Genomic DNA, 21,093 nt, shown 5'->3' on the forward strand with positions numbered 1-21,093 from the left:
TCCAGTATGGCAAAAGCCGCCTCTGCTCGGCAAAGGCGGCTTCGTCAAGGACGGAAATCGCAAGCTTATTGGTAAGTCAGCGCATTGGCCTTGCCGTGGAACACCCGATAGACAAAGGCGGTGTACAGCAGAATCACCGGCAGCACCACCGCCGCGCCCCAGAAGATCACCCACAGCGCCGCGGTGTCGCTGGCCGCCTGCCAGATGTTCAACCGACCGATCACCACCTCAGGGAACACGCTATAGGTCAATCCCCAGAACGACAACAGCACGATGCCGACGGTGCAGGCGAACGGCGCCCAGCACCAATTGTCGTTGCCTGCCGCCTGGCGCACCGCCAGCCGCGGCAGGATCACCCACAAGGTGGCGAACAACACGATGCAACCCAAGGGCAGCGGCAGCAACAACAGGAACTCCGGCAAGGCGAACCACTTGGCGGCGATATGGCTGCTGGCCAGCGGCGTGGCCGCCGACACCAGCAGCACCGACAGGCCGGCGCCGGCCAGGCTGCGCCGCGCCCAGGCCACCGCCTTGGCCTGCAAGGCGCCGCTGGTTTTCATGATCAGCCAGCCGGCGCCCAACAGCGTATAGGCCGCCGCCAGGCCGATGCCGGCCAGCAAGGCGAAACCCCAGGCCAGCCAGCCTTCGGCGAAACCGGTCAGATAGCGGCCCAGCATCACGCCCTGGGTCAACGCCGCCAACAGGGAACCGCAGGCGAAGGCGACATTCCACCACGGCTTGTGCGGTTCGCGCGCCTTGACGCGGAAATCGAAAGCCACGCCGCGCACGATCAAGCCGGCCAACATCAGCGCCACCGGCAGATAGAGTTCGCCCAGGATGATGCCGTGCGCCAGCGGGAAGCCCACCAGCAACAAGCCCACGCCCAGCACCAGCCAGGTTTCGTTGGCGTCCCAGAACGGACCGATAGACGCGATCATCATGTCCTTCTCGTCGTCCTCGGCGAAGGGCAGCAACAGGCCCACGCCCAGATCGTAACCGTCCAGCACCACGTAAATCAGCATGGCCAGGGCCATCAGGCCGGCGAACACCACCGGCAACCAATACACAGCGCCACTCATGCCAGTTTCTCCTCGAGATGCGCGGCTTCGCCGCCGGACTGCCCGGCAGCCTTGCCCGCCATGTAGAACAAGACCGACACATAAGCGGTCAGCAACACCAAATACAGGCCCAGATACATCGCCAGCGTAGACGCCACCATGCCTCCGGTCGCCGGACCCGCCGCCTGCGCGGTGGTCAGCACCCCTTCCACCAGCCACGGCTGACGGCCGATCTCGGTCACGTACCAGCCGGCCAGGGTCGCCACCCAACCGGCGAAGGTCATGCCCACCAGCGCCCGCAGCATCAGCGGCGCCAACTGGCCGCGGCGGCGCAGTTGCCAACAGGCCAGCCAGGACACCAGCAACATCAGCGCGCCGACGCCCGCCATCACCCGGAAGCTCCAGAACACCTTGCCCACCGGCGGATGCTGGGCGAACTCGTTGAGGCCGCGGATCTCGCCGTTGGGATCGTGGGTGATGATCAGGCTGGCCAGTTTGGGAATGCCCACCGCCATATCGTTCTGCCGCGTTTCCGCATTGGGCAGCGCGAACAGCAACAGCGGCGCGCCCTTCTCGGTATGCCAGACGCCTTCAATCGCCGCCAGCTTGGCCGGCTGATGCTTGAAGGTGTTCAGACCGTGCATGTCGCCCACGAAGATCTGCAGCGGAATCAGCAAGGCCGCGGTGATCACGCCGGTTTTCAAGGCCATCTTGGCGCCGTCGCTGCGATCGCCCTTCAGCCGGCGATAAGCGGACAGGCCGGCCACCAGGAAGGCCGTGGTCAGACCGGAAGCGATCAGCATATGGGTCAGCCGGTAAGGCAGCGAAGGATTGAAGATCACCTCCAGCCAGCTGGTCACCACCGCCTTGCCGTCCACCATTTTGAAGCCGGCCGGGGTCTGCATCCAGGAATTCAAGGCCAGGATCCAGAACGCCGACACCGTGTTGCCGAAGGCCACCAGGAAGGTGGCCCAGGTATGCACCCGCTCCGACACCCTGGAACGGCCGAACAGCATCACGCCGAGGAAGGTGGCCTCCAGGAAGAAGGCGGTCAGGATTTCGTAGGCCAGCAAGGGGCCGGCGATATTGCCCACCGTCTGCATATAGCCCGGCCAGTTGGTGCCGAACTGGAAGCTCATGGTCACGCCGCTGACCACGCCCAGCGCGAAGGACAGCGCGAAAATCTTCACCCAGAAGCCGTAGGCGTCCATCCAGCCCTGCTGGCCGGTCTTGAGATAGCGCAGTTTGAAGAACAGCAGCACCCAGCCCATCGCGATATTGATGGTGGGAAACAAGATGTGGAAGGAAATATTGGCGCCGAACTGAATGCGCGCCAATACCAGCGGGTCAAAGTCCATAGCTACTCCCTGTCGCCGTCGCGACTGGTCAGTTTCGAAAGCGAGTGGGTGAACTGCAGGATCTTCTGCACCTGCGAGCCCAGTTTCATCAAGCGTTGCAAGGTCTCCACGTCCATGTGCTGGATGTCGGAAAACCAGGTGGTCACCAGTTCGATCAACTGGTGCATCTCCTTCATCCGCTGCTGCGCGTGGCGCTCCGCGTCGCTGGCCGGCTTCTCCATGATGGCGCCGCGCAACATGGTCAGCGTGGGCTCCACCTCGCGCTTTTTGCGCTCCTCGGCCAGGGTCTTGAAGATGGCCCACACATCGTCGGGCGTGGAGAAATATTCGCGGCGGTCGCCGGGAAAGTGCTGCAGCCGGACCAGGCGCCAGGACTCCAGCTCCTTGAGTCCCATGCTGACGTTGGAGCGCGAGAAGCTCAGGCTTTCGGCGATTTCATCCGCGTTCAGCGGCTTCTCAGATACATATAGCAGCGCGTAGATCTGCCCGACGGTGCGATTGATGCCCCAGCGGCTGCCCATTTCACCGAAATGCAGCACGAAAGACTGGACGAGTGGCGATAGATTCATGACGTTCTCAATTTTCAGGAATTTCTGAAACTTTGATATAAATCATAAATTCGCAATGAAACCAAGTCAATCACAACCATCGTTGAGCGGCTCGCTTGACAAGACGCCGCCCCATGCAAACCGCATTGCAACACCCATACCCGGCGCGGCTGACGCCGCTGTCGGGCTGCGCTAAAATAGCGCCGACTCTCCAAAGCCCCGCCCCGCGCGGGGCTGAAATCTTTAATCAGGGATGCCCGGCGCCCGCGCGGCCTTGATCCGCGGGCCGCGGCCGCGGCATCCTGTTGTCCATTGAAAACATAAGAGCCCATAGCCGATGAGCACGCCCCAACACACCCCGATGATGCAGCAATACCTGGCCATCAAACGCGAACACGCCGACAAGCTGGTGTTCTATCGCATGGGGGACTTCTACGAACTGTTCTATGAGGACGCGGAGAAGGCGGCTCGCTTGCTCGACATCACCCTGACCACACGCGGCGCCAGCGGCGGCAATCCGATCAAGATGGCCGGCGTGCCCTATCACGCCGCCGAAGGTTATCTGGCGCGCCTGGTCAAGATGGGCGAATCCGTCGCCATCGCCGAACAGATCGGCGATCCGGCCCTGTCCAAGGGTCCGGTGGAACGCAAGGTGGTGCGCATCGTCACCCCCGGCACGCTGACCGACGCCGCGCTGCTGGACGACAAGCGCGACAACCTGGTGCTGGCGGTGAACATGGTCAAGGGCGTGCTGGGCCTGGCCTGGCTATCCCTCGCCAGCGGCGAATTCAAAGTGCTGCAGACCCGGGTGGACGATCTGCACAGCGAGCTGGAACGCTTGAAGCCGGCCGAGCTGGTGATCCCGGACGACACCGGTCTCAATGTGTTCGAAACCGTGGCCGCGCCCAAGAAAAAACTGCCGCCGTGGCAGTTCGACATCGAATCGGCGCAGATGACGCTGACCCGGCACTTCGGCACCCGCGACCTGGCCGGCTTCGGCGCCGACACCCTGCCGGTGGCGGTGGGCGCCGCCGGCGCGCTGCTGGAATACGTCAAGACCACCCAGAGCGTGAACCCGGCCCACATCGCCAATCTGGCGGTGGAAGACGCCGGCGAACTGATCCGCATGGACGGCGCCACCCGCCGCAACCTGGAACTGACCGAAACCATACGCGGCGAACCGTCGCCGACCCTGGCCTCGCTGCTGGACGGCTGCGCCACCAGCATGGGCAGCCGCCTGCTGCGCCATTGGCTGCACCACCCCGTGCGCAGCCACGGCAAACTGGCCCGCCGGCTGGAAGCGGTGCGCGCCCTGCTGCCGGCCTACGACGACGCCCACGCCCAGCTGCGTGAAGTGGCGGACATCGAACGCATCACCGCCCGCATCGCGCTGCGCAGCGCCCGCCCGCGCGATCTGGCCGCGCTGCGCGATTCGCTGAAGGCGCTGACCGGCGTCAAGCGGCTGGCCGCCGGCCTGGACGCCGAGCTGCTGGGCGAGCTGGCGCGTCTGCTGCCGGACGACTCCCCGGTGGAAACCATGCTCAGCCAGGCCATCCTGCCCGAGCCCTCCACCTTTCTGCGCGACGGCGGCGTGATCAACCACGGCCTCAACGCCACGCTGGACGAATTGCGCGCGATCCAGACCGACTGCGGCGCCTTCTTGCTGGCGCTGGAAGCGCGCGAGAAGGAACGCACCGGCATTCCCACGCTGAAAGTGGAATTCAACCGCGTGCACGGCTTCTACATCGAAGTCACCAAGGCCCAGGGCGACAAGGTGCCGGACGATTACCGCCGCCGCCAGACGCTGAAGAACGCCGAACGCTACATCACGCCGGAACTGAAGGAATTCGAAGACAAGGCGCTGTCGGCGCAGGACCGCGCGCTGGCGCTGGAAAAGCAGTTGTACGAAGACCTGCTGGACCAGCTGGCGCCGCACATCCCCGACCTGAAGCTGATCGCCCAGGCGGTGGCCGGGCTGGACGTGCTGTCCGCCTTCGCCGAGCGCGCCAGCGTCAACAACTACGTGGAGCCGGAATTCGTCGCCGAACCGCGGCTGGAAATCATCGAAGGCCGCCACCCGGTGGTGGAGGCGGAGGTGGAGCGCTTCATCGCCAACGACACCCGGCTGTCCGACACCCGCAAACTGCTGCTGATCACCGGCCCGAACATGGGCGGTAAATCCACCTATATGCGCCAGAACGCGCTGATCACCCTGATGGCTCACGTCGGCAGCTTCGTGCCGGCCCAACGCGCGGTGATCGGGCCGATAGACCGCATCTTCACCCGCATCGGCGCCTCGGACGACCTGGCCGGCGGCCGCTCCACCTTCATGGTGGAAATGACGGAAACCGCCAACATCCTCAACAACGCCACCGAACACTCGCTGGTGCTGATGGATGAAGTGGGCCGCGGCACCTCCACTTTCGACGGCCTGGCGCTGGCCTGGGCCATCGCCAAGGCGCTGATAGAGAAAAGCCGCGCCTATACGCTGTTCGCCACCCATTATTTCGAACTGACCAGCCTGGAAAGCGAATACCCCAGCGTCGCCAACGTCCATCTGTCCGCGGTGGAGCACAAGGACCGCATCGTGTTCCTCCACCATGTGGAGGAAGGTCCGGCCAGCCAGAGCTACGGCCTGGCGGTGGCCCAGTTGGCCGGCGTGCCCGGCAAAGTGATCCGGGAAGCGCGCCGCTATCTGACCGAACTGGAGAACCACTCCGCCAGCCGCGTGCAGCCAGACCTATTTATCAGTTTACCCACGACGGCAAACGTGGAACCGGAACCGAATCCCGCGGTCGAACGCCTTCTGGAGGTCGATCTAGACGATCTCTCGCCACGGGAAGCGCAAGCTCTGCTCTATGAATTAAAGAAACTGGCCAAATGACCAGGCCAGACCCGGGGACGTTTCCTATATTACTAGAAGGTAACATCCGAGACAGGAGCAACAACAATGTCGCTTGAAAACACTGCCACCGCCCCGGGCCTGGTCCAGCTGTTCAGTCAGGTCACGGACGATGGAAGCATTGCCCTTTCCTCCATCCGCGAGCGGGCCAACCTCGAATTGTCCAGCTTCGCCGAACTGGCGAACCAACAATTGCAACAACTGGACATCAGCATGCCGCCTGCGATCAGCCTGATCAGCACGCCGGCCTGCCAGCTGGACTTGGAAAACAACCACCCGCATGCCGAGGAAATCCGGGCCTGGTTGCTGGGCAATGACAACATCACCCGAAAATTCAAGGAAGTGGAAGTGCTGTACGAGATCGTGCGCGCTGCGGAAAGCATAGGCGAGACCTTCCCGGAAAGCTCGACCTTCCACATCGGCTTAACCAGCGCCGGGCCTATCGCCTACTTCGAGGACAGCCACCGCGCCTAAACGCAGGCCCAAAGAACAGGGCCGCGTGCGACACCCAGGACGGGGAAGCGAAAGCTTCCCCGTTTTTCTTTGCGCTGTCGGCGCCAGGCAGGCCTCGCTTCGGATGCGGTTCAAGGCTTGCGCGGGCCTCCGCGCCGAAAACCGCCGCCGCGCGGCTGCGCGCCGGGCTTGGCGGTGCGCTGAGCTTGCGAGACCCGCGGCAAATCCGCAAGATCCACCTCCAGCTCGCGCATGTCCCCCGGCTGCAGGCCGTCCAGCGCCCACGGCCCGATCGCCGCCCGCACCAGGCGCAGCGTCGGCAGCCCCACCTTGGCGGTCATGCGCCGCACCTGGCGGTTCTTGCCCTCGCTGATGACGATCTCCAGCCAGCCGTCCGGCACCGTCTTGCGAAAACGCACCGGCGGCGTGCGCTCCCACAGCGCGGGCGCCTCGATGCGCCGCGCCTGCGCCGGCTGGGTGGTGAAATCGCCCAGGTCGACGCCGCGGCGCAGCTGCTCCAGCTGCTCCTCACGAATCAGCCCCTCCACCTGCACCCAATAGGTCTTGGGCAGTTTCCAGCGCGGATTGGCGATGCGGTGCTGCAATTCCCCGTCGCCGGTCAAAAGCAACAGGCCTTCGCTGTCGGTGTCCAGCCGCCCCGCCGGATACACGCCCGGCAAGGGCACGCAGGATTTGAGCGTCGGATGCTTGGGATGCTCGGAAAACTGACAGATGACGCCGTAGGGCTTGTTGAGCAGAATGAGTCGGGACATAGCGTGAAGAGCGGCAAGAAAGAATGAGGCGAATGATACAAGAGCCGCGCGCCGCGCGCCGCAAGTTTGCCGGCGAAGCCGGCGCATGCACGCGCCGGATGCGGCCTATAATTCGCATTCGAACCGCCGCCGCGCAGTTATCAAGCATAAAAGTTCAAATGCGCTGCGAGCCAAGCGCGCGCACAGAGGTATAATTCGCTTTTGAAAATTGCCAGAGAGTCTCCGGACCGCGTTCAGGCCGCGTCGCCTGGGCCCGGCATCCGCCTTTCCAAGGTCTTTCAATGCGCCGGCAGCGCCCTGCGCAATCGTTCTGTCGTCACAAGATAAAGGAGATAGAGTAATGCCATCGGAACAGCCCAAAATCATCTACACCCTGACCGACGAAGCGCCGGCGCTGGCGACCAGCGCCTTCCTGCCGGTCGTGCAAGCCTTCGCCGGCTCCGCCGGCATTGAAATCGCCACCGCGGACATTTCGCTGGCGGCGCGCGTCCTGGCCGAATTCCCCGACTATCTGGCCGACGAACAGAAAGTGCCGAACACCCTGGCCGAGCTGGGCAAGCTGACCCAGCAGCCCGACACCAACATCATCAAGCTGCCCAATATCAGCGCCTCGGTGGCTCAGCTGATCGCCTGCGTCAAGGAACTGCAGGCCAAGGGCTACCCGCTGCCGGACTATCCGGAAAATCCGGCCTCGGACGCCGACAAGGCGATCAAGGACCGCTACGCCAAATGTCTGGGCTCGGCGGTGAACCCGGTGCTGCGCGAGGGCAACTCCGACCGCCGCGCGCCGCTGGCGGTGAAGAACTACGCCAAGAAGCATCCGCACTCGATGGGCGAATGGAAGCAATGGTCCCAGACCCACGTCTCCCACATGCACCATGGCGACTTCTACCACGGCGAAAAGTCGATCACGCTGGACAAGGCGCGCGACGTGAAGATGGAACTGACCACCAAGAACGGTCAGACCATCGTGCTCAAGCCCAAGGTCGCGCTGCAGGCCGGCGAGATCATCGACTCCATGTTCATGAGCAAGAAGGCGCTGTGCGACTTCTACGAGCGTGAAATGGAAGACTGCCGCGAATCCGGCATCCTGTTCTCCCTGCACGTCAAAGCTACCATGATGAAGGTGTCCCACCCCATCGTGTTCGGCCACTGCGTCAAGATCTACTACAAGGAAGCCTTCGAGAAGCACGGCAAGCTGTTCGAGGAACTGGGCGTCAACGTCAACAACGGCATGGCCACCCTGTACGAGAAGATCGAAACCCTGCCGGCCTCCAAGCGCGAAGAAATCATTCGCGATCTGCACGCCTGCCAGGAGCACCGCCCGCGTCTGGCCATGGTGGATTCGGCCAAGGGCATCACCAACTTCCACTCGCCCAACGACGTGATCGTGGACGCCTCCATGCCGGCGATGATCCGCGCCGGCGGCAAGATGTGGGGCGCCGACGGCAAGCCTTACGACGCCAAGGCCGTGATGCCGGAATCCACCTTCGCCCGCATTTACCAGGAGATGATCAACTTCTGCAAATGGCACGGCAACTTCGATCCCAAGACCATGGGCACCGTGCCCAACGTCGGTCTGATGGCGCAGAAGGCCGAGGAATACGGCTCCCACGACAAGACCTATGAAATCCAGGAAGACGGCGTCGCCAACATCGTCGACCTCGCCACCGGCGAGGTGCTGCTGTCGCAGAACGTCGAGCAAGGCGATATCTGGCGCATGTGCCAGGTGAAGGACGCGCCGATCCGCGACTGGGTCAAGCTGGCCGTCACCCGCGCCCGCAACTCCGGCATGCCGGCGGTGTTCTGGCTGGACCCGTACCGCCCGCATGAGAACGAGCTGATCAAGAAGGTGCACGCCTACCTGAAGGATTACGACACCAGCGGCTTGGAAATCCACATCATGTCCCAGGTGCGCGCGATGCGTTACACCCTGGAACGCGTGGCCCGCGGCCTGGACACCATCTCGGTGACCGGCAACATTCTGCGCGACTACCTGACCGATCTGTTCCCCATCATGGAACTGGGCACCTCGGCCAAGATGCTGTCCATCGTGCCGCTGATGGCCGGCGGCGGCATGTACGAGACCGGCGCCGGCGGCTCCGCGCCCAAGCACGTTCAACAGCTGCTGGAAGAAAACCATCTGCGTTGGGACAGCCTGGGCGAGTTCCTTGCGCTGGCGGTGTCGCTGGAGGAACTGGGCATCAAGACCGGCAACGACAAGGCCAAGATCCTGGCCAAGACGCTGGACCTCGCCACCGGCAAGCTGCTGGACGAGGACAAGTCCCCGTCGCGCCGCACCGGCGAATTGGACAACCGCGGCAGCCAGTTCTACCTGTCCATGTACTGGGCTCAGGCGCTGGCCGCCCAGTCCGACGACAAGGAGCTGCAAGCCCGCTTCGCGCCGCTGGCCAAGAGCCTGGCCGACAGCGAGCAGAAGATCCTGGCCGAACTGAAGGCGGTGCAAGGCAAAGCGGCCGACATCGGCGGCTACTACCATCCCGATGCCGCCAAGTGCGGCGCGGTGATGCGCCCTAGCGCCAGCTTCAACGCCGCACTGGCCGCCGTGCTCGGCTAAGCGCTGCGCAGCCATGGCGGAAAACCTCCGCCGGACAAAACGCCAAGACTCTCGTCTTGGCGTTTTTTTTTGGCCCTGCGAACCCGCACACCATTGCGCAGAACCGCAGAGACCTCATCCCATGATATCGCTCCGCTCCGGATCCTGCGCGCGCAAACGGGCCCCCTCCTGCCGCCGCCGAACGGCACCAAAAAAGCCCGCGCTACGCGGGCTTTTCATCAGGGGCCGGTATTTAATCAGCGCCGCAGATAATCGACGAAGGCGTAAGCCAGCCCGGCGGCGCTGACATGCGCCTCGCGGCGGTCCTCGCGCCAGAGTTCGGCTGACACCTCGGGGAAATGGGCGTCGCCCGGGTAATCGCCGTCGATCTCGGTCAGACGCAGGCAATCCGCGCCGGCGATCGCCTGGCGGTACAATTCGGCGCCGCCGATCAGGCACACCTCCTCCACCGCGCCGGCCAGGACCAAAGCCTGCTCCAGCGAATGCGCGGCCTCCGCGCCGTCGGCGCGCCAATCCGTCTGGCGCGTCACCACGATGTTGCGGCGGCCCGGCAGCGGCCGGCCTATCGAGTCCCAGGTCTTGCGGCCCATGATCACCGGTTTGCCCAGCGTCACCGCCTTGAAGTGCTTGAGATCCTCCGGCAAATGCCAGGGCAGGCGGTTGTCTATGCCAATCACCCGCTTGGCCGCCATCGCCGCCACCAGGGTCAAGCGCGGCTTCCCGGCCGCCGTCATACCGCCACCGCCGCTTTGATGTGCGGATGCGGATCGTAGCCTTCCAGTTCGAAATCCTCGAACTTGAAGCCGAAGATGTCCTTGACCTGCGGATTGATCTTCATCGTCGGCAAAGCGCGCGGTTCGCGCGACAGCTGCAGCTCGGTCTGCTCCAGATGGTTGCTGTACAGATGCGCGTCGCCCAGCGTGTGGACGAAATCGCCCGGCTGCAGTCCGCACACCTGGGCCACCATCATGGTCAGCAAGGCGTAGCTGGCGATATTGAAGGGCACGCCCAGGAAGATGTCGGCGGAGCGCTGATAAAGCTGGCAGGATAGCTTGCCGTCGGCCACGTAGAACTGGAACAGGCTGTGGCAGGGCGGCAGCGCCATCTCGTCCACCAGCGCCGGGTTCCAGGCTGACACGATCAGGCGGCGCGAATCCGGGTTGTTCTTGATCATCGCCACCACATTGGCGATCTGATCGATGTGGCGGCCGTCCGGCGCCGGCCAGCTGCGCCACTGGTAGCCGTAGACCGGCCCCAGATCGCCGTTTTCATCGGCCCACTCGTCCCAAATCGACACGCCGTTTTCCTTCAGATAGCGGATATTGGTCTCGCCGGACAGGAACCACAGCAATTCATGGATGATGGAACGCAGATGGCACTTCTTGGTGGTGATCAGCGGAAAACCCTGTTGCAGGTCGAAACGCATCTGGTGGCCGAATACCGAACGGGTGCCGGTGCCGGTGCGGTCGGACTTGTCGTGGCCATGTTCCAGCACATGGCGCATCAGGTCGAGATACTGTCGCATTGTGTTCATTCCATCTTTGATACCGGCCATTGTACCCGACTTGAAGCCGGCTCGGAAAAGCTGGCCCGGCCTCGCCGCTTCGGCTACCATTCTCTTTAAAATCAAGACAGAAGCATGAAACACCGGACATGGCTGAAGATTCCGATCTAGAACGCACCGAACCCGCGACCGCGAAACGGCTGGGCCTCGCCCGAGAAGACGGCAATATCCCGCGCTCGCGCGAGCTGACCACCTTCGCCATCACCATGGCCGGCGTGGCGCTGCTGATGGCCCAGGGCGGCCACATCGCCACCAATCTGGCGCAGACCATGCGCATGCTGCTCACCTTCGACCAGACCACGGTGCACAATGTGGAGCCGGCGCTGACCCGCTTCAAGGAAACCATTTTCAACGCGCTGTGGAGCCTGGCGCCGCTCCTGGCCGGCCTGGCGCTGGTGGCGCTGTTCGTGCCCATGCTGGTGGGCGGCTGGAACCTCACTTTCAAGGCCGTCGAGCCCAAGTTCAGCAAGCTCAACCCCTTGCCCGGCATCAAGCGCATGTTCTCGGTCAACGCCGCCACCGAAGCGCTGAAGGCCATTCTCAAGAGCGTGCTGATCGGCGGCATCGCCACCTGGTTCGTCTGGCGCGAGCGCGCGGAAATCATCGGCCTGATCTCCATGCCGCTGCCCACCGGCATCGCCAAGATGACCGATATGATCATCACCACCTTCTTCGTGGTGACTTCGGCGATGATTCTGCTGGTGGCGATCGACGTGCCCTTCCAGCTGTGGAGCTATCACAAGAAGCTGCGCATGACCAAGGAAGAGGTCAAGCAGGAATACAAGGAGGCCGAGGGCTCGCCCGAGGTCAAGGGCCGCATCCGTCAGATGCAGCGCGAAGCCGCGCGCAAGCGCATGATGCAGGAGATTCCCAGCGCCAACGTGATCGTCACCAACCCTACCCACTACGCGGTGGCGATCAAGTACGACGACGGCATGCGCGCGCCGCAAGTGGTGGCCAAGGGGTCTTTGAAGCTGGCGGAAAAAATCATCGACACCGGCAAGGACCACCACGTCATCGTGATGCGCTCGCCCAGCTTCGCCCGCGCGCTGTACTTCCACGCCGAAATGGGAGAGGACATTCCGGCCAAGCTCTATTCCGCCGCCGCCCAGGTGCTGGCCTATGTGTTCCAGCTCAAGAGCTATCAGGACAACGGCGGCCTGGCGCCGGTGTTCCCGGACCAGCTGGACGTGCCCGCCGAGCTTGACCCGCAAAGCAAACGCCAGCAAGATGCGACGCCACCATAATGATAAGGTCGACGAACCGATTCGACCGGCTTGAGCCATAAATCCAGCATGGACTCCATACTAGACATACTGAAGCGCTTCAAAGTCACCCAGCTGGCCGGCCCCGTGCTCATCATCCTGATTCTGGCGATGATGGTGCTGCCGCTGCCGCCGGTGCTGCTGGACATCTTCTTCACCTTCAACATCGCCGTTTCGGTGATCGTGCTGCTGGTGGGGATCAATGTGCGCAAGCCGCTGGACTTTTCCGCCTTCCCCACCGTGCTGCTGGTCACCACCTTGCTGCGGCTGTCGCTGAACGTCGCCTCCAGCCGGGTCATCCTGCTGGAGGGCCACTCCGGGCCGGACGCCGCCGGCAAGGTGATCGAATCCTTCGCCCACTTCCTGATCGGCGACAACGTCGCCATCGGCATCGTGGTCTTCGTCATCATCACCATCATCAACTTCGTGGTGATCACCAAGGGCGCCGGCCGCATCGCCGAAGTGAGCGCCCGCTTCACCCTGGACGCGATGCCCGGCAAGCAGATGGCCATCGACGCCGACCTCAACGCCGGCCTGATCGGCGAGGACGAAGCCCGGCTGCGCCGCGTCACCATCGCCGAGGAAGCCAACTTCTTCGGCGCGATGGACGGTGCCTCCAAGTTCGTGCGCGGCGACGCCATGGCCGGCATCCTGATCATCATCATCAACATCGTCGGCGGCTTGATCGTGGGCATGGTCCAGCACGACCTGGACGCCGGCGTCGCCGCCAAGACCTATACCCTGCTGACAATCGGCGACGGCCTGGTGGCGCAGATTCCGGCGCTGATCATCTCCACCGCCGCCGGCATCGTGGTGTCCCGCGTGGGCACCGACAAGGACATGTCCGAGCAATTCCTCGGCCAGATGTTCACCAAGCCGCAAGTGCTCTACATCACCGCCGCGGTGATCGGCATGGTCGGCCTGATCCCCAATATGCCGCACTTCTCCTTCCTGCTGATCGCCGGCAGCCTGGGCCTGCTGGGCCGCATGATGGAGAAGCGCCAGAAGGCCGAGGCGCAGCAGGCGGAGCAGCAGCAACAGGCCGCGCCGCCGCCGGAACACACCACGACCGAAGTCAGCTGGAACGATGTCCAGCACGTGGACCAGTTGGGCATGGAAGTGGGCTACCGGCTGATTCCGCTGGTGGACCGCAGCCAGGACGGCGAACTGCTGCGCCGCATCCGCGGCATCCGCAAGAAGATCGCCCAGGAGCTGGGCTTTCTGGTGCCGCCGGTCCATATCCGCGATAACCTGGAAATCAAGCCCAACGCCTACCGCATCCTGCTCAAGGGCGTGGAGCTGGGCCTAGGCGAAGCCTTCATCGGCCAATATCTGGCCATCAATCCGGGCCGGGTCAACGGCGAACTGGCCGGCACCCCCACCACCGATCCGGCCTTCGGCCTGCCGGCGATCTGGATAGACGCCGGCAAGCGCGAAGAGGCGCAGAGCCTGGGCTATACCGTGGTGGACGCCAGCACCGTGGTGGCCACCCATATTTCCAATCTGCTGCAGACCCACGCGGCGGAATTGCTGGGGCGCGAGGAAGTGCAGGCGCTGATCGATCATCAGGCCAAGGAATCGCCCAAGCTGATCGAAGACCTGGTGCCCAAGGTGGTGCCGATAGGCACGCTGCAAAAAGTGCTGCAACAGCTGCTGACCGAAGGCATCCACATCCGCGATTTCCGCACCATACTGGAAACGCTGGCCGATCACGTGGCCACCACTCAGGACATCGACGAGCTGACCAATATCGTGCGCACCGCGCTGTCCCGCGTCATCGTCCAGCAATTATTCCCCGGCGAGCAAGAATTACCCTTGATGACCCTGGAGCCGACATTGGAAAATGTGCTGATGCAGGCGGTGCAATCCAAGACCGGCGGCGGCCTGGAACCGGGCCTGGCGGAAAATCTGCTGGCCAGCGCCGCCCAGGAAACCGAACAAGTGGAAATTCAAGGGTACAATCCGGTACTCTTGACCGCGCCGGGACTGCGGCCTTTGCTGGCGCGCTTCCTGCGCCGCGCGCTGCCGCAGCTGCGTGTTATTTCTCATAATGAGATACCGGACAATAAATCAATTCGTATAATTGCTGTAATTGGGGGAAGCAAGGGCTAATCGAACATGGTGGTGAAAAAGTTTTTCGGCAAAACCACGCGTGACGCGCTCAGACAAGTTCGAGAAGAACTGGGCGCGGACGCCCTGATTCTGTCCAACCGCCCCACCATGGGCGGCGGGGTGGAAATCATGGCGGTGGCCGACGCCGACGTCGCCAACCTCGCCACCAATCTGGCCACTTCCTCCAGCAAGCATCCGCCGCGCAACGCGCCGCCGGTGGTCAACCGCGCGCCGTCGCCGCTGCCCACCCCGGCCGGCGCCGCGGTCAACCGCGCCATCGCCCGCACTTACGCCATGCCGGTGGAGCCGCTGGACAGCCCGCCGCCGCCGCGCATCGAAGCGCAAGCGCCGCGTCAGCGCATCGAGCCGGCCTTCGCGCCGGAGCCCCAGGCCGCGCCGCGGCCGGCCCAGCCGTCCTATCCGCCGCAGTACGCGCAAGCCGCGCCCCAGCCCGCCGCCCCGCGCGTGCAGCCGCCTGCGCAAACCGCGCCGCCTCCCCGCCCCGCCGCCTCTCCGGTCGCCAACAACGGCGAGGAGCCGGAAGTGATGGCGCAGGAGCTGAAGCAGATCGGCGACGAGATCAAGCTGCTGCGCAGCCTGCTGCAAAGCCAGCTGGCCAGCTTCGCCTGGTCCGATATGGAAGGCAAGGCGCCCAATCGCCTGGAACTGTTCAAACATCTGCTGGCCATGGGCTTTTCCGCCCATCTGATCCGCCAGCTGATCGAAAAGATGCCGGCCCAGTACGAGGCCGATGTCGCGGTCAAATGGGCGCGCTCGGCGCTGATGCACAATCTGAAATGCGCGGACGCCGACAAGGAAATCATGGACCGCGGCGGCATCTACGCGCTGGTGGGCCCCACCGGCGTCGGCAAGACCACCACCGTCGCTAAGCTGGCCGCGCGCGCCACCATGCGCTTCGGCGCCCAGCACGTGGCGCTGATCACCACCGACAGCTACCGGATCGGCGCCCAGGATCAATTGCGCATCTACGGCAAGATTCTCGGCATCCCGGTGTTCTCCATCCAGAACGAGGGCGATCTGCAGCTGACGCTGGCCGATCTGTCCAACCGCCACATCGTCTTCATCGACACCGTGGGCATGGGCCAGCGCGACGCCCGCGTGCTGGCGCAGATCGAAATGTTCCGCACCGCCGGCCGGCCGATAGAGCGGCTGCTGCTGCTGGCCTCCAACGCCGACGGCCAGACGCTGGAAGACGTGGTGCGCCGCTATCGCGGCGACGGCCTCACCGGCTGCGTGCTGTCCAAGATAGACGAATCGGTGGCGATGGGCCCCAGCCTGGACGTGATCATCCGCAACCGGCTGCGCCTGTTCTACATCACCAACGGCCAGCGCGTGCCGGAAGACCTGCACGCCGCCCACGCCGGCTTCCTGGTGGACCGCGCGATGCGTTCGCAGCAACAGCATTCCCCCTTCACTCTTCAGGCCGACGAACTGCCCATCATGAACGCGGCCCAGGCCGGATGGTTGTAAGCGCGATGCAGGATCAAGCCGCCAGCCTCCGCCTGCTCAGCGCCCGGTCCGCGCGCGCGCCCAGTTTCGCCTTCATCGGCTCCGCCAGCGCCGGCGCCAGCACCCTGGCCACCGAACTGGCGCTGGGCCTGGCCTACGCCGGCCAGCGGCCCTTGCTGGTGGACTGCACGCTGGGCCAGGTGCAGGCGCGCCGTCTGGGCGTGCCCACCACCGCCACGCTGGAAAGCCAGGTGCTGACCCTGGGCGGCCTGGACGAGATGATGATGAGTTCGCGCCAGGGCATTCAGTTGATCAATCTCTACGCGCGCCCGGAAGAGCGCGCGCTGTTCTCCGCTCAGCTATGGCTGAGGCTGGGCAGCGAATTCGCCGCGCTGGAACGCGACGCCTCGGTGCTGCTGGTGGACGCCCCCAGCCCCGCCCACGACCCGGTGCCGGCCAGCGTGGCCGACAATTTGGTATTAGTGCTCACGCCGGCGGCGGAGTCGCTGACAACGGCCTACGCTAATATCAAGAGGTTGTCCGGCAGCTACGGCCGCCAGCGCTTCAATGTGCTGATCAACCGCGCGCGCCATCTGGAGGAAGCGCGCGAATTGTTCACCCGGCTGTCCGCCGCCACCGGCGAATTCCTGTCGGTATCGCTGCGCTGGGTGGGCTTTGTGCCGATGGACAACGCGGTGCGTCGCAGCCAGACGCTGCGCCGGCCGTTGATGGAGGCGTTTCCGGACAGCGAGGCCGCGATGGCCTTCTCGCAGCTGGCCGCGGTGCTGCCGCAGTGGGACACCCAGGAAACGCCGCGCAGCGGCACCGGATTCATGGATTTGTTGATTGCCGCCTCACGCGACTGGGCCGAGGCGGATGGAGTCAAACCGCTATGAGCTTGCCGTCCTTACGCCGAACCGGCTACGCCGCCGCCTCGCCTCCCGCCGAGATCGACGTGGAGGCCTACGCGCCGCTGGTCAAGAAGCTGGCCGGCATGATGATCGCCCGGCTGCCGGCCTCGGTCGACATCGACGACCTGATCCAGGTCGGCGTCATCGGCCTGATCGAAGCCGCGCGCCAATTCGACCCGGCCCAGGGCGTGATGTTCGAAACCTTCGCCAGCCAGCGGGTGCGCGGCGCCATGCTGGACGAACTGCGCCGCGAAGACTGGATGCCGCGCCAGGCGCGCCGCCACTCGCGCCAGATCGAAGACGCGGTCCGCCAGCTGGAACACCAGCTGGGCCGCTCGCCGCTGGAATCGGAAATCGCCGCGCAAATGGGGCTGGAGCTGGAGCAGTACCAGGACATGCTGGGCGATTGCCGCGGCATGACCTTGCTGCATTTCGAAGATTTTTCCAACGACGACGGCGACGCGCTGCCCGACGCGGTGGCCAATGTCGCCGACGACGACTCGCCGGACCCGTTCGCCGCGCTGGCCGACGGCGGCTTCCGCCAGGCGCTGATAGACGGCATCAAGCTGCTGCCGGAGCGCGACCAGTTGGTGATGTCCCTGTATTACGAGCAGGAATTGAACTTGAAGGAAATCGGCGCGGTGCTCGGCGTCTCCGAATCCCGAGTCAGCCAACTGCACAGCCAGGCCATCGCCCGGCTGCGCGCGCGCATCAAGGACTGGCTCTGACCCTCCGCGCCCTGACGCGGCATAACATTAAAAACCGGAACTTCGCGTGGATAAGATAAGCATTGTAGCCATTCTGATGGGCCTGACCGCCATTATCGCGGGGCAGGCGCTGGAGGGCGGCAACATCGGCTCCCTGATGCAGCTGACCGCCTTCATGATCGTCATCGGCGGCACCGTCAGCGCGGTGATGCTGCAAAGCACGCCCAAGCAATTCGCCGCCGGCGTGCGCATGCTCAAATGGATCTTCCAGCCGCCGGTGCTGGATCACGACAAGATGATCCGCGAAGTCATCAACTGGAGCCAGACCGCGCGCAAGGGCGGCCTGCTGGCGCTGGAAGGCTACATCAACCTGCAAAAAGACCCCTTCATCAAGAAAGCGCTGCAAATGCTGGTGGACGGCGCGGAGCCTGACACCTTGCGCTCGGTGATGGACGTGGAGATCTCCATGTTCGAACACGCGCGCAAACAGGCGGCGCGCATCTGGGAATCCGCCGGCGGCTACGCGCCGACCATGGGCATTCTGGGCGCGGTGCTGGGCCTGATCCACGTGATGGAAAACCTGTCCGACCCGTCCAAGCTGGGCGCCGGCATCGCCGTCGCCTTCGTCGCCACCGTCTACGGCGTCGGCTCCGCCAACCTGTTGTTCCTGCCCATCGCCAACAAGCTCAAACACCTGATCGCCTCGGAAGTCGCCTTGAAAGAGCTGGTGGTGGAAGGCCTGGTCTCCATCGCCAACGGCGAAAACCCGCGCATCATCGAAAGCCGTCTCAAGGGCTTCCTGGCGATGCACGAATAAAAAGCGCGCGCCCAGCGCGCGCTTTCCCGCCAGCGGCCTAAGACCCTGTTCAATGTCTGCTGCGCTTCAGCGATACAGCGTTGAAAACAAGCTCAAAATGCTCATGTGCCACGTGCACATTCCGCTTTTTCGCTCGTTTTCGCCTTGTCTCGCCCTTGCTCGCGAGACTTTGAACAGGCTCTAAGCGGCCGCCTTCCTCCTCTCCGCTCTCCCCCTCCCCGTCGTCGTTTTTTGAAAGACAGACCCCTCCTTTTTCGCTGCAATGGTCAGCGCGGCCAGACCCCTGGCCCGAAACCAAAGCAGCGCCCTCGCGCCGGCCCAGCGCCACAGCGAGGGAAAGCCCTTCTCCATCCCCTATTCCGCCTGGAACAGCAGATGAAAATATCGAGTCCGATATCCATCAAAACAATCTACGAACAATTGCTTCAACAGCCGGCGGCCAAGCAGGGCAAAGCCCAAGACCTGAGATTCGGCCTGAGCAAAAGCGGCGCCCTGGTGGTGTACAACAGCCGGCTGCACAGCCTGCTGCACCCGGATCAGACCAAACGCGCCAAGGCCTTCGTCCGGCAGCTCTGCCAGGACCCAAACGCGCAAGCCAATCTTTACCACGCCAAAAAGGCCTTGATCAGCCAAAGCCGCGTCGTGCACGACCACGCCAAATACGGCGATCCCACGGCGAACTTCAGGCAGGACGTCAGACAAAACAAAACCGTCACCACCTCCTCGCCGCAAGAAAAGCTCTTGTTCGAGCGGGATAAATCGCAAGTGTTGTCCGGCAGCGTCGCTCCGCTGATCGGCAAGGGCGTGCTTTCCGTCGAAGGCGGCGCCCAGGCCTCCGCTCCGGCCGGCGTCGTCGACTGCGTCCGCCACGACCGGGAGGGCGATAAAAAAGGCGGCGACGCCGTCTCCTCCGACTTCATCCAGTACTCTCACGGCGGCCAGGCCAAAGCCAAGGAGCTGATTCCCGGCACGCCGATCGGCAACTATTACAATAAATTCCAGTTCGGCGACACGCTGCGGCTGATCGAAATCGGCAACGGCCTGCAAGGCACGGTAGGGGTGAAGTTCGACACCGGCGCGCTACGGGACGGCGATTGCTGCCTGTTCAACTCCGGCGCGCTCTCCGGCTGCACCATGGTCTACGCGCTGAAAGCAGGAATGCTTTACGCCTATCACGCCGGCACCGTGAAAAACGGCGACGGAGAATGGGAGACGGCGACCGACGGCGCGCGCTCCATTGTGGACGCCCATAGACGGCTATGCGGCGACCAAGCTCCGCCAGACCGTCCGGTCGGCAATAACCGCGAACTGGCCGCCTTTCTTCGCGATCATTTCGATCACGCGATGATGGTCTACAGCGGCAAGGGGGAAACGCCGGATCTAGCGGACAGCGGCCATGTCCACCACTTTGACTACAACAAGACGCCGCTGGGGCAAGAGCTGGCCAGCGTCGGCAACGCGTTGGCGCTGCTCAAGAAGACCGGCGACAGCCTGAGCCTTGAGTTCCTGGGCGACAGCATGCGGATCAATCACAACTGCGGCGTTCATTCACAGGACGCCGAAATTTACGCGGTCGACATGAGTCGGCTTTGAGCCCACGGCCAATCAGCTACGCGCCGCCGCTACTGGAAAAACTGCTGTAGGTAATCGACGAAAGCCCGGACCTTGCCCGGCACGTGCCGCCGCGCCGGGTACACCGCCGACAAGTCCAGGCAGTGCCAGTCGTAATCGCTGAGCAGCGGCACCAACGTGCCGTCCGCCAGGCCCTGCTCCACCAGAAAACGCGGCTGCAGGATCACCCCCATGCCGTGGACGGCGGCGTCCGTCAGGATGTCGCCGTTGTTGGCGCGCAGCATGCCCTTGACCTTGACCCGGCCGCTGCTGCCGTCCGGCGCGGTGAAATCCCATAGATTGGGCTGCGCGGTCAGCGCGTACAGCAGACACTGATGCTCGGCCAGATCCGCCGGCGTCGCCGGCGTGCCGCAGCGTTGCAGATAGCTGGGCGCGGCGACGACCAGATCCCGTATCCGCGCCAGCCGGCGCGCCACTAGGGAGGAGTCGGACAGATTCGACACCCTCAAACCCAGGTCGAAACCTTCTTCCACCAAGTCCACCCGCCTGTCGTTCAAGTTCAGCTCCACTTCGATCTGCGGGTACTGCAGATGAAAGCCCGCCACCGCGCGCCCCAGATAACGCATGCCGAAGGACACCGGGGCCGACACTCGCAAACGCCCCACCGGACTGCTGGCGCCGTGCGATAAACGCGCGTCCAGATCGTCAAGCTCGGCCAGCAGGCCGCCGGCCTGCCCCAGATAGGTCTCGCCCGCCTCGGTCAGCGACAAACGCCGCGTGGTGCGATGCATGAGCCGCACGCCCAGACGCCCTTCCAGACTGGACACCAGCTTGGTCACCATCGCCCGCGACAGCTCCAGCCGCTCGGCGGCGGCGGCGAAACTGCCCAGCTCCGCCACGCAGACGAAGGCGCGGATTTCCGAAAAGCGGTCCATGATCATTTCCTATTGGTAAACAATATTTTTATTAATAGCGGATTTATTGAGTTTTCTCTACATGGTCAAA

Annotated in this window: 17 protein-coding genes; 10 read left to right on the forward strand and 7 right to left on the reverse strand. The window is 63.9% G+C overall.

What is annotated here, in order from left to right; translation table 11 throughout:
• Positions 1–65: 65 nt before the first annotated feature.
• From JC616_RS18425 to JC616_RS18435, 3 genes are read right to left on the reverse strand one after another with little or no spacing between them, the layout of a single operon-like run.
• Positions 66–1,079, reverse strand: a complete 1,014-nt coding sequence (locus JC616_RS18425) for a cytochrome d ubiquinol oxidase subunit II (protein WP_019100876.1) — start codon at positions 1,077–1,079, stop codon at positions 66–68.
• Positions 1,076–2,416: a cytochrome ubiquinol oxidase subunit I gene (locus JC616_RS18430; protein ID WP_227104710.1), complete on the reverse strand. Its 1,341-nt coding sequence runs from the start codon at positions 2,414–2,416 to the stop codon at positions 1,076–1,078. Before JC616_RS18430 ends, JC616_RS18425 begins: the two co-directional genes overlap by 4 nt.
• Before the next feature lie 2 nt (positions 2,417–2,418).
• A complete protein-coding gene (locus tag JC616_RS18435; RefSeq protein WP_107800362.1) occupies positions 2,419–2,985 on the reverse strand; it encodes a GbsR/MarR family transcriptional regulator in 567 nt (188 codons plus the stop codon).
• Positions 2,986–3,301: 316 nt separating this feature from the next.
• Here JC616_RS18435 and mutS point away from each other — a divergent pair, with 316 nt between their 5' ends.
• Together mutS and JC616_RS18445 are read left to right on the forward strand one after the other, a co-directional pair.
• A complete protein-coding gene (gene mutS / locus JC616_RS18440) occupies positions 3,302–5,848 on the forward strand; it encodes a DNA mismatch repair protein MutS (protein WP_227104713.1) in 2,547 nt (848 codons plus the stop codon).
• A 66-nt stretch (positions 5,849–5,914) separates the two neighbouring features.
• The gene (locus tag JC616_RS18445; protein ID WP_107800364.1) at positions 5,915–6,340 is read left to right on the forward strand and encodes a hypothetical protein; all 426 of its coding nucleotides are present in this window, start codon (positions 5,915–5,917) and stop codon (positions 6,338–6,340) included.
• 110 nt (positions 6,341–6,450) lie between these two features.
• Here the strand turns inward: JC616_RS18445 and JC616_RS18450 are convergent, their stop codons facing one another.
• On the reverse strand, positions 6,451–7,092 hold the full coding sequence (locus JC616_RS18450; RefSeq protein ID WP_227104715.1) for a pseudouridine synthase: 642 nt from the start codon (positions 7,090–7,092) through the stop codon (positions 6,451–6,453).
• Between the two features lie 340 nt (positions 7,093–7,432).
• Between JC616_RS18450 and JC616_RS18455 the strand changes: the two genes are divergently transcribed.
• Complete coding sequence (locus JC616_RS18455; protein ID WP_227104716.1) at positions 7,433–9,670, forward strand: NADP-dependent isocitrate dehydrogenase; 2,238 nt, start codon at positions 7,433–7,435, stop codon at positions 9,668–9,670.
• Positions 9,671–9,906: 236 nt separating this feature from the next.
• On the opposite strand, the gene JC616_RS18460 is transcribed toward JC616_RS18455, so the two are convergent.
• Positions 9,907–10,404, reverse strand: coding sequence for a dihydrofolate reductase (locus tag JC616_RS18460; protein ID WP_227104718.1), 498 nt, complete (start codon positions 10,402–10,404; stop codon positions 9,907–9,909).
• Positions 10,401–11,195 (reverse strand): thymidylate synthase, encoded by a 795-nt coding sequence (locus JC616_RS18465; RefSeq protein ID WP_107800369.1) that lies wholly within the window; start codon positions 11,193–11,195, stop codon positions 10,401–10,403. The genes JC616_RS18460 and JC616_RS18465 overlap by 4 nt, the downstream gene beginning before the upstream one ends.
• Before the next feature lie 128 nt (positions 11,196–11,323).
• Here JC616_RS18465 and flhB point away from each other — a divergent pair, with 128 nt between their 5' ends.
• The 7 genes from flhB (at position 11,324) to JC616_RS18500 (ending at position 20,109) form a co-directional block, all read left to right on the forward strand.
• Positions 11,324–12,481, forward strand: a complete 1,158-nt coding sequence (gene flhB, locus JC616_RS18470) for a flagellar biosynthesis protein FlhB (RefSeq protein WP_227104720.1) — start codon at positions 11,324–11,326, stop codon at positions 12,479–12,481.
• A gap of 48 nt (positions 12,482–12,529) precedes the next feature.
• Entirely contained in the window at positions 12,530–14,611 is a 2,082-nt protein-coding gene (gene flhA, locus JC616_RS18475; RefSeq protein ID WP_107801935.1) for a flagellar biosynthesis protein FlhA, read from the forward strand.
• A gap of 6 nt (positions 14,612–14,617) precedes the next feature.
• Positions 14,618–16,102, forward strand: coding sequence for a flagellar biosynthesis protein FlhF (flhF, locus tag JC616_RS18480; RefSeq protein ID WP_227104722.1), 1,485 nt, complete (start codon positions 14,618–14,620; stop codon positions 16,100–16,102).
• Between the two features lie 5 nt (positions 16,103–16,107).
• Positions 16,108–16,977, forward strand: coding sequence for a MinD/ParA family ATP-binding protein (locus JC616_RS18485; RefSeq protein ID WP_107800372.1), 870 nt, complete (start codon positions 16,108–16,110; stop codon positions 16,975–16,977).
• On the forward strand, positions 16,974–17,720 hold the full coding sequence (locus tag JC616_RS18490) for an RNA polymerase sigma factor FliA (protein ID WP_081545393.1): 747 nt from the start codon (positions 16,974–16,976) through the stop codon (positions 17,718–17,720). Before JC616_RS18485 ends, JC616_RS18490 begins: the two co-directional genes overlap by 4 nt.
• A gap of 46 nt (positions 17,721–17,766) precedes the next feature.
• Complete coding sequence (locus tag JC616_RS18495) at positions 17,767–18,516, forward strand: flagellar motor protein (RefSeq protein ID WP_081545394.1); 750 nt, start codon at positions 17,767–17,769, stop codon at positions 18,514–18,516.
• A 375-nt stretch (positions 18,517–18,891) separates the two neighbouring features.
• Positions 18,892–20,109, forward strand: a complete 1,218-nt coding sequence (locus JC616_RS18500; RefSeq protein WP_227104724.1) for a cytotoxic necrotizing factor Rho-activating domain-containing protein — start codon at positions 18,892–18,894, stop codon at positions 20,107–20,109.
• Positions 20,110–20,138: 29 nt separating this feature from the next.
• On the opposite strand, the gene JC616_RS18505 is transcribed toward JC616_RS18500, so the two are convergent.
• Complete coding sequence (locus JC616_RS18505) at positions 20,139–21,023, reverse strand: LysR family transcriptional regulator (RefSeq protein ID WP_107800376.1); 885 nt, start codon at positions 21,021–21,023, stop codon at positions 20,139–20,141.
• Positions 21,024–21,093 lie beyond the last annotated feature (70 nt).

The organism is Chromobacterium rhizoryzae (assembly GCF_020544465.1).
Lineage (GTDB): Bacteria > Pseudomonadota > Gammaproteobacteria > Burkholderiales > Chromobacteriaceae > Chromobacterium.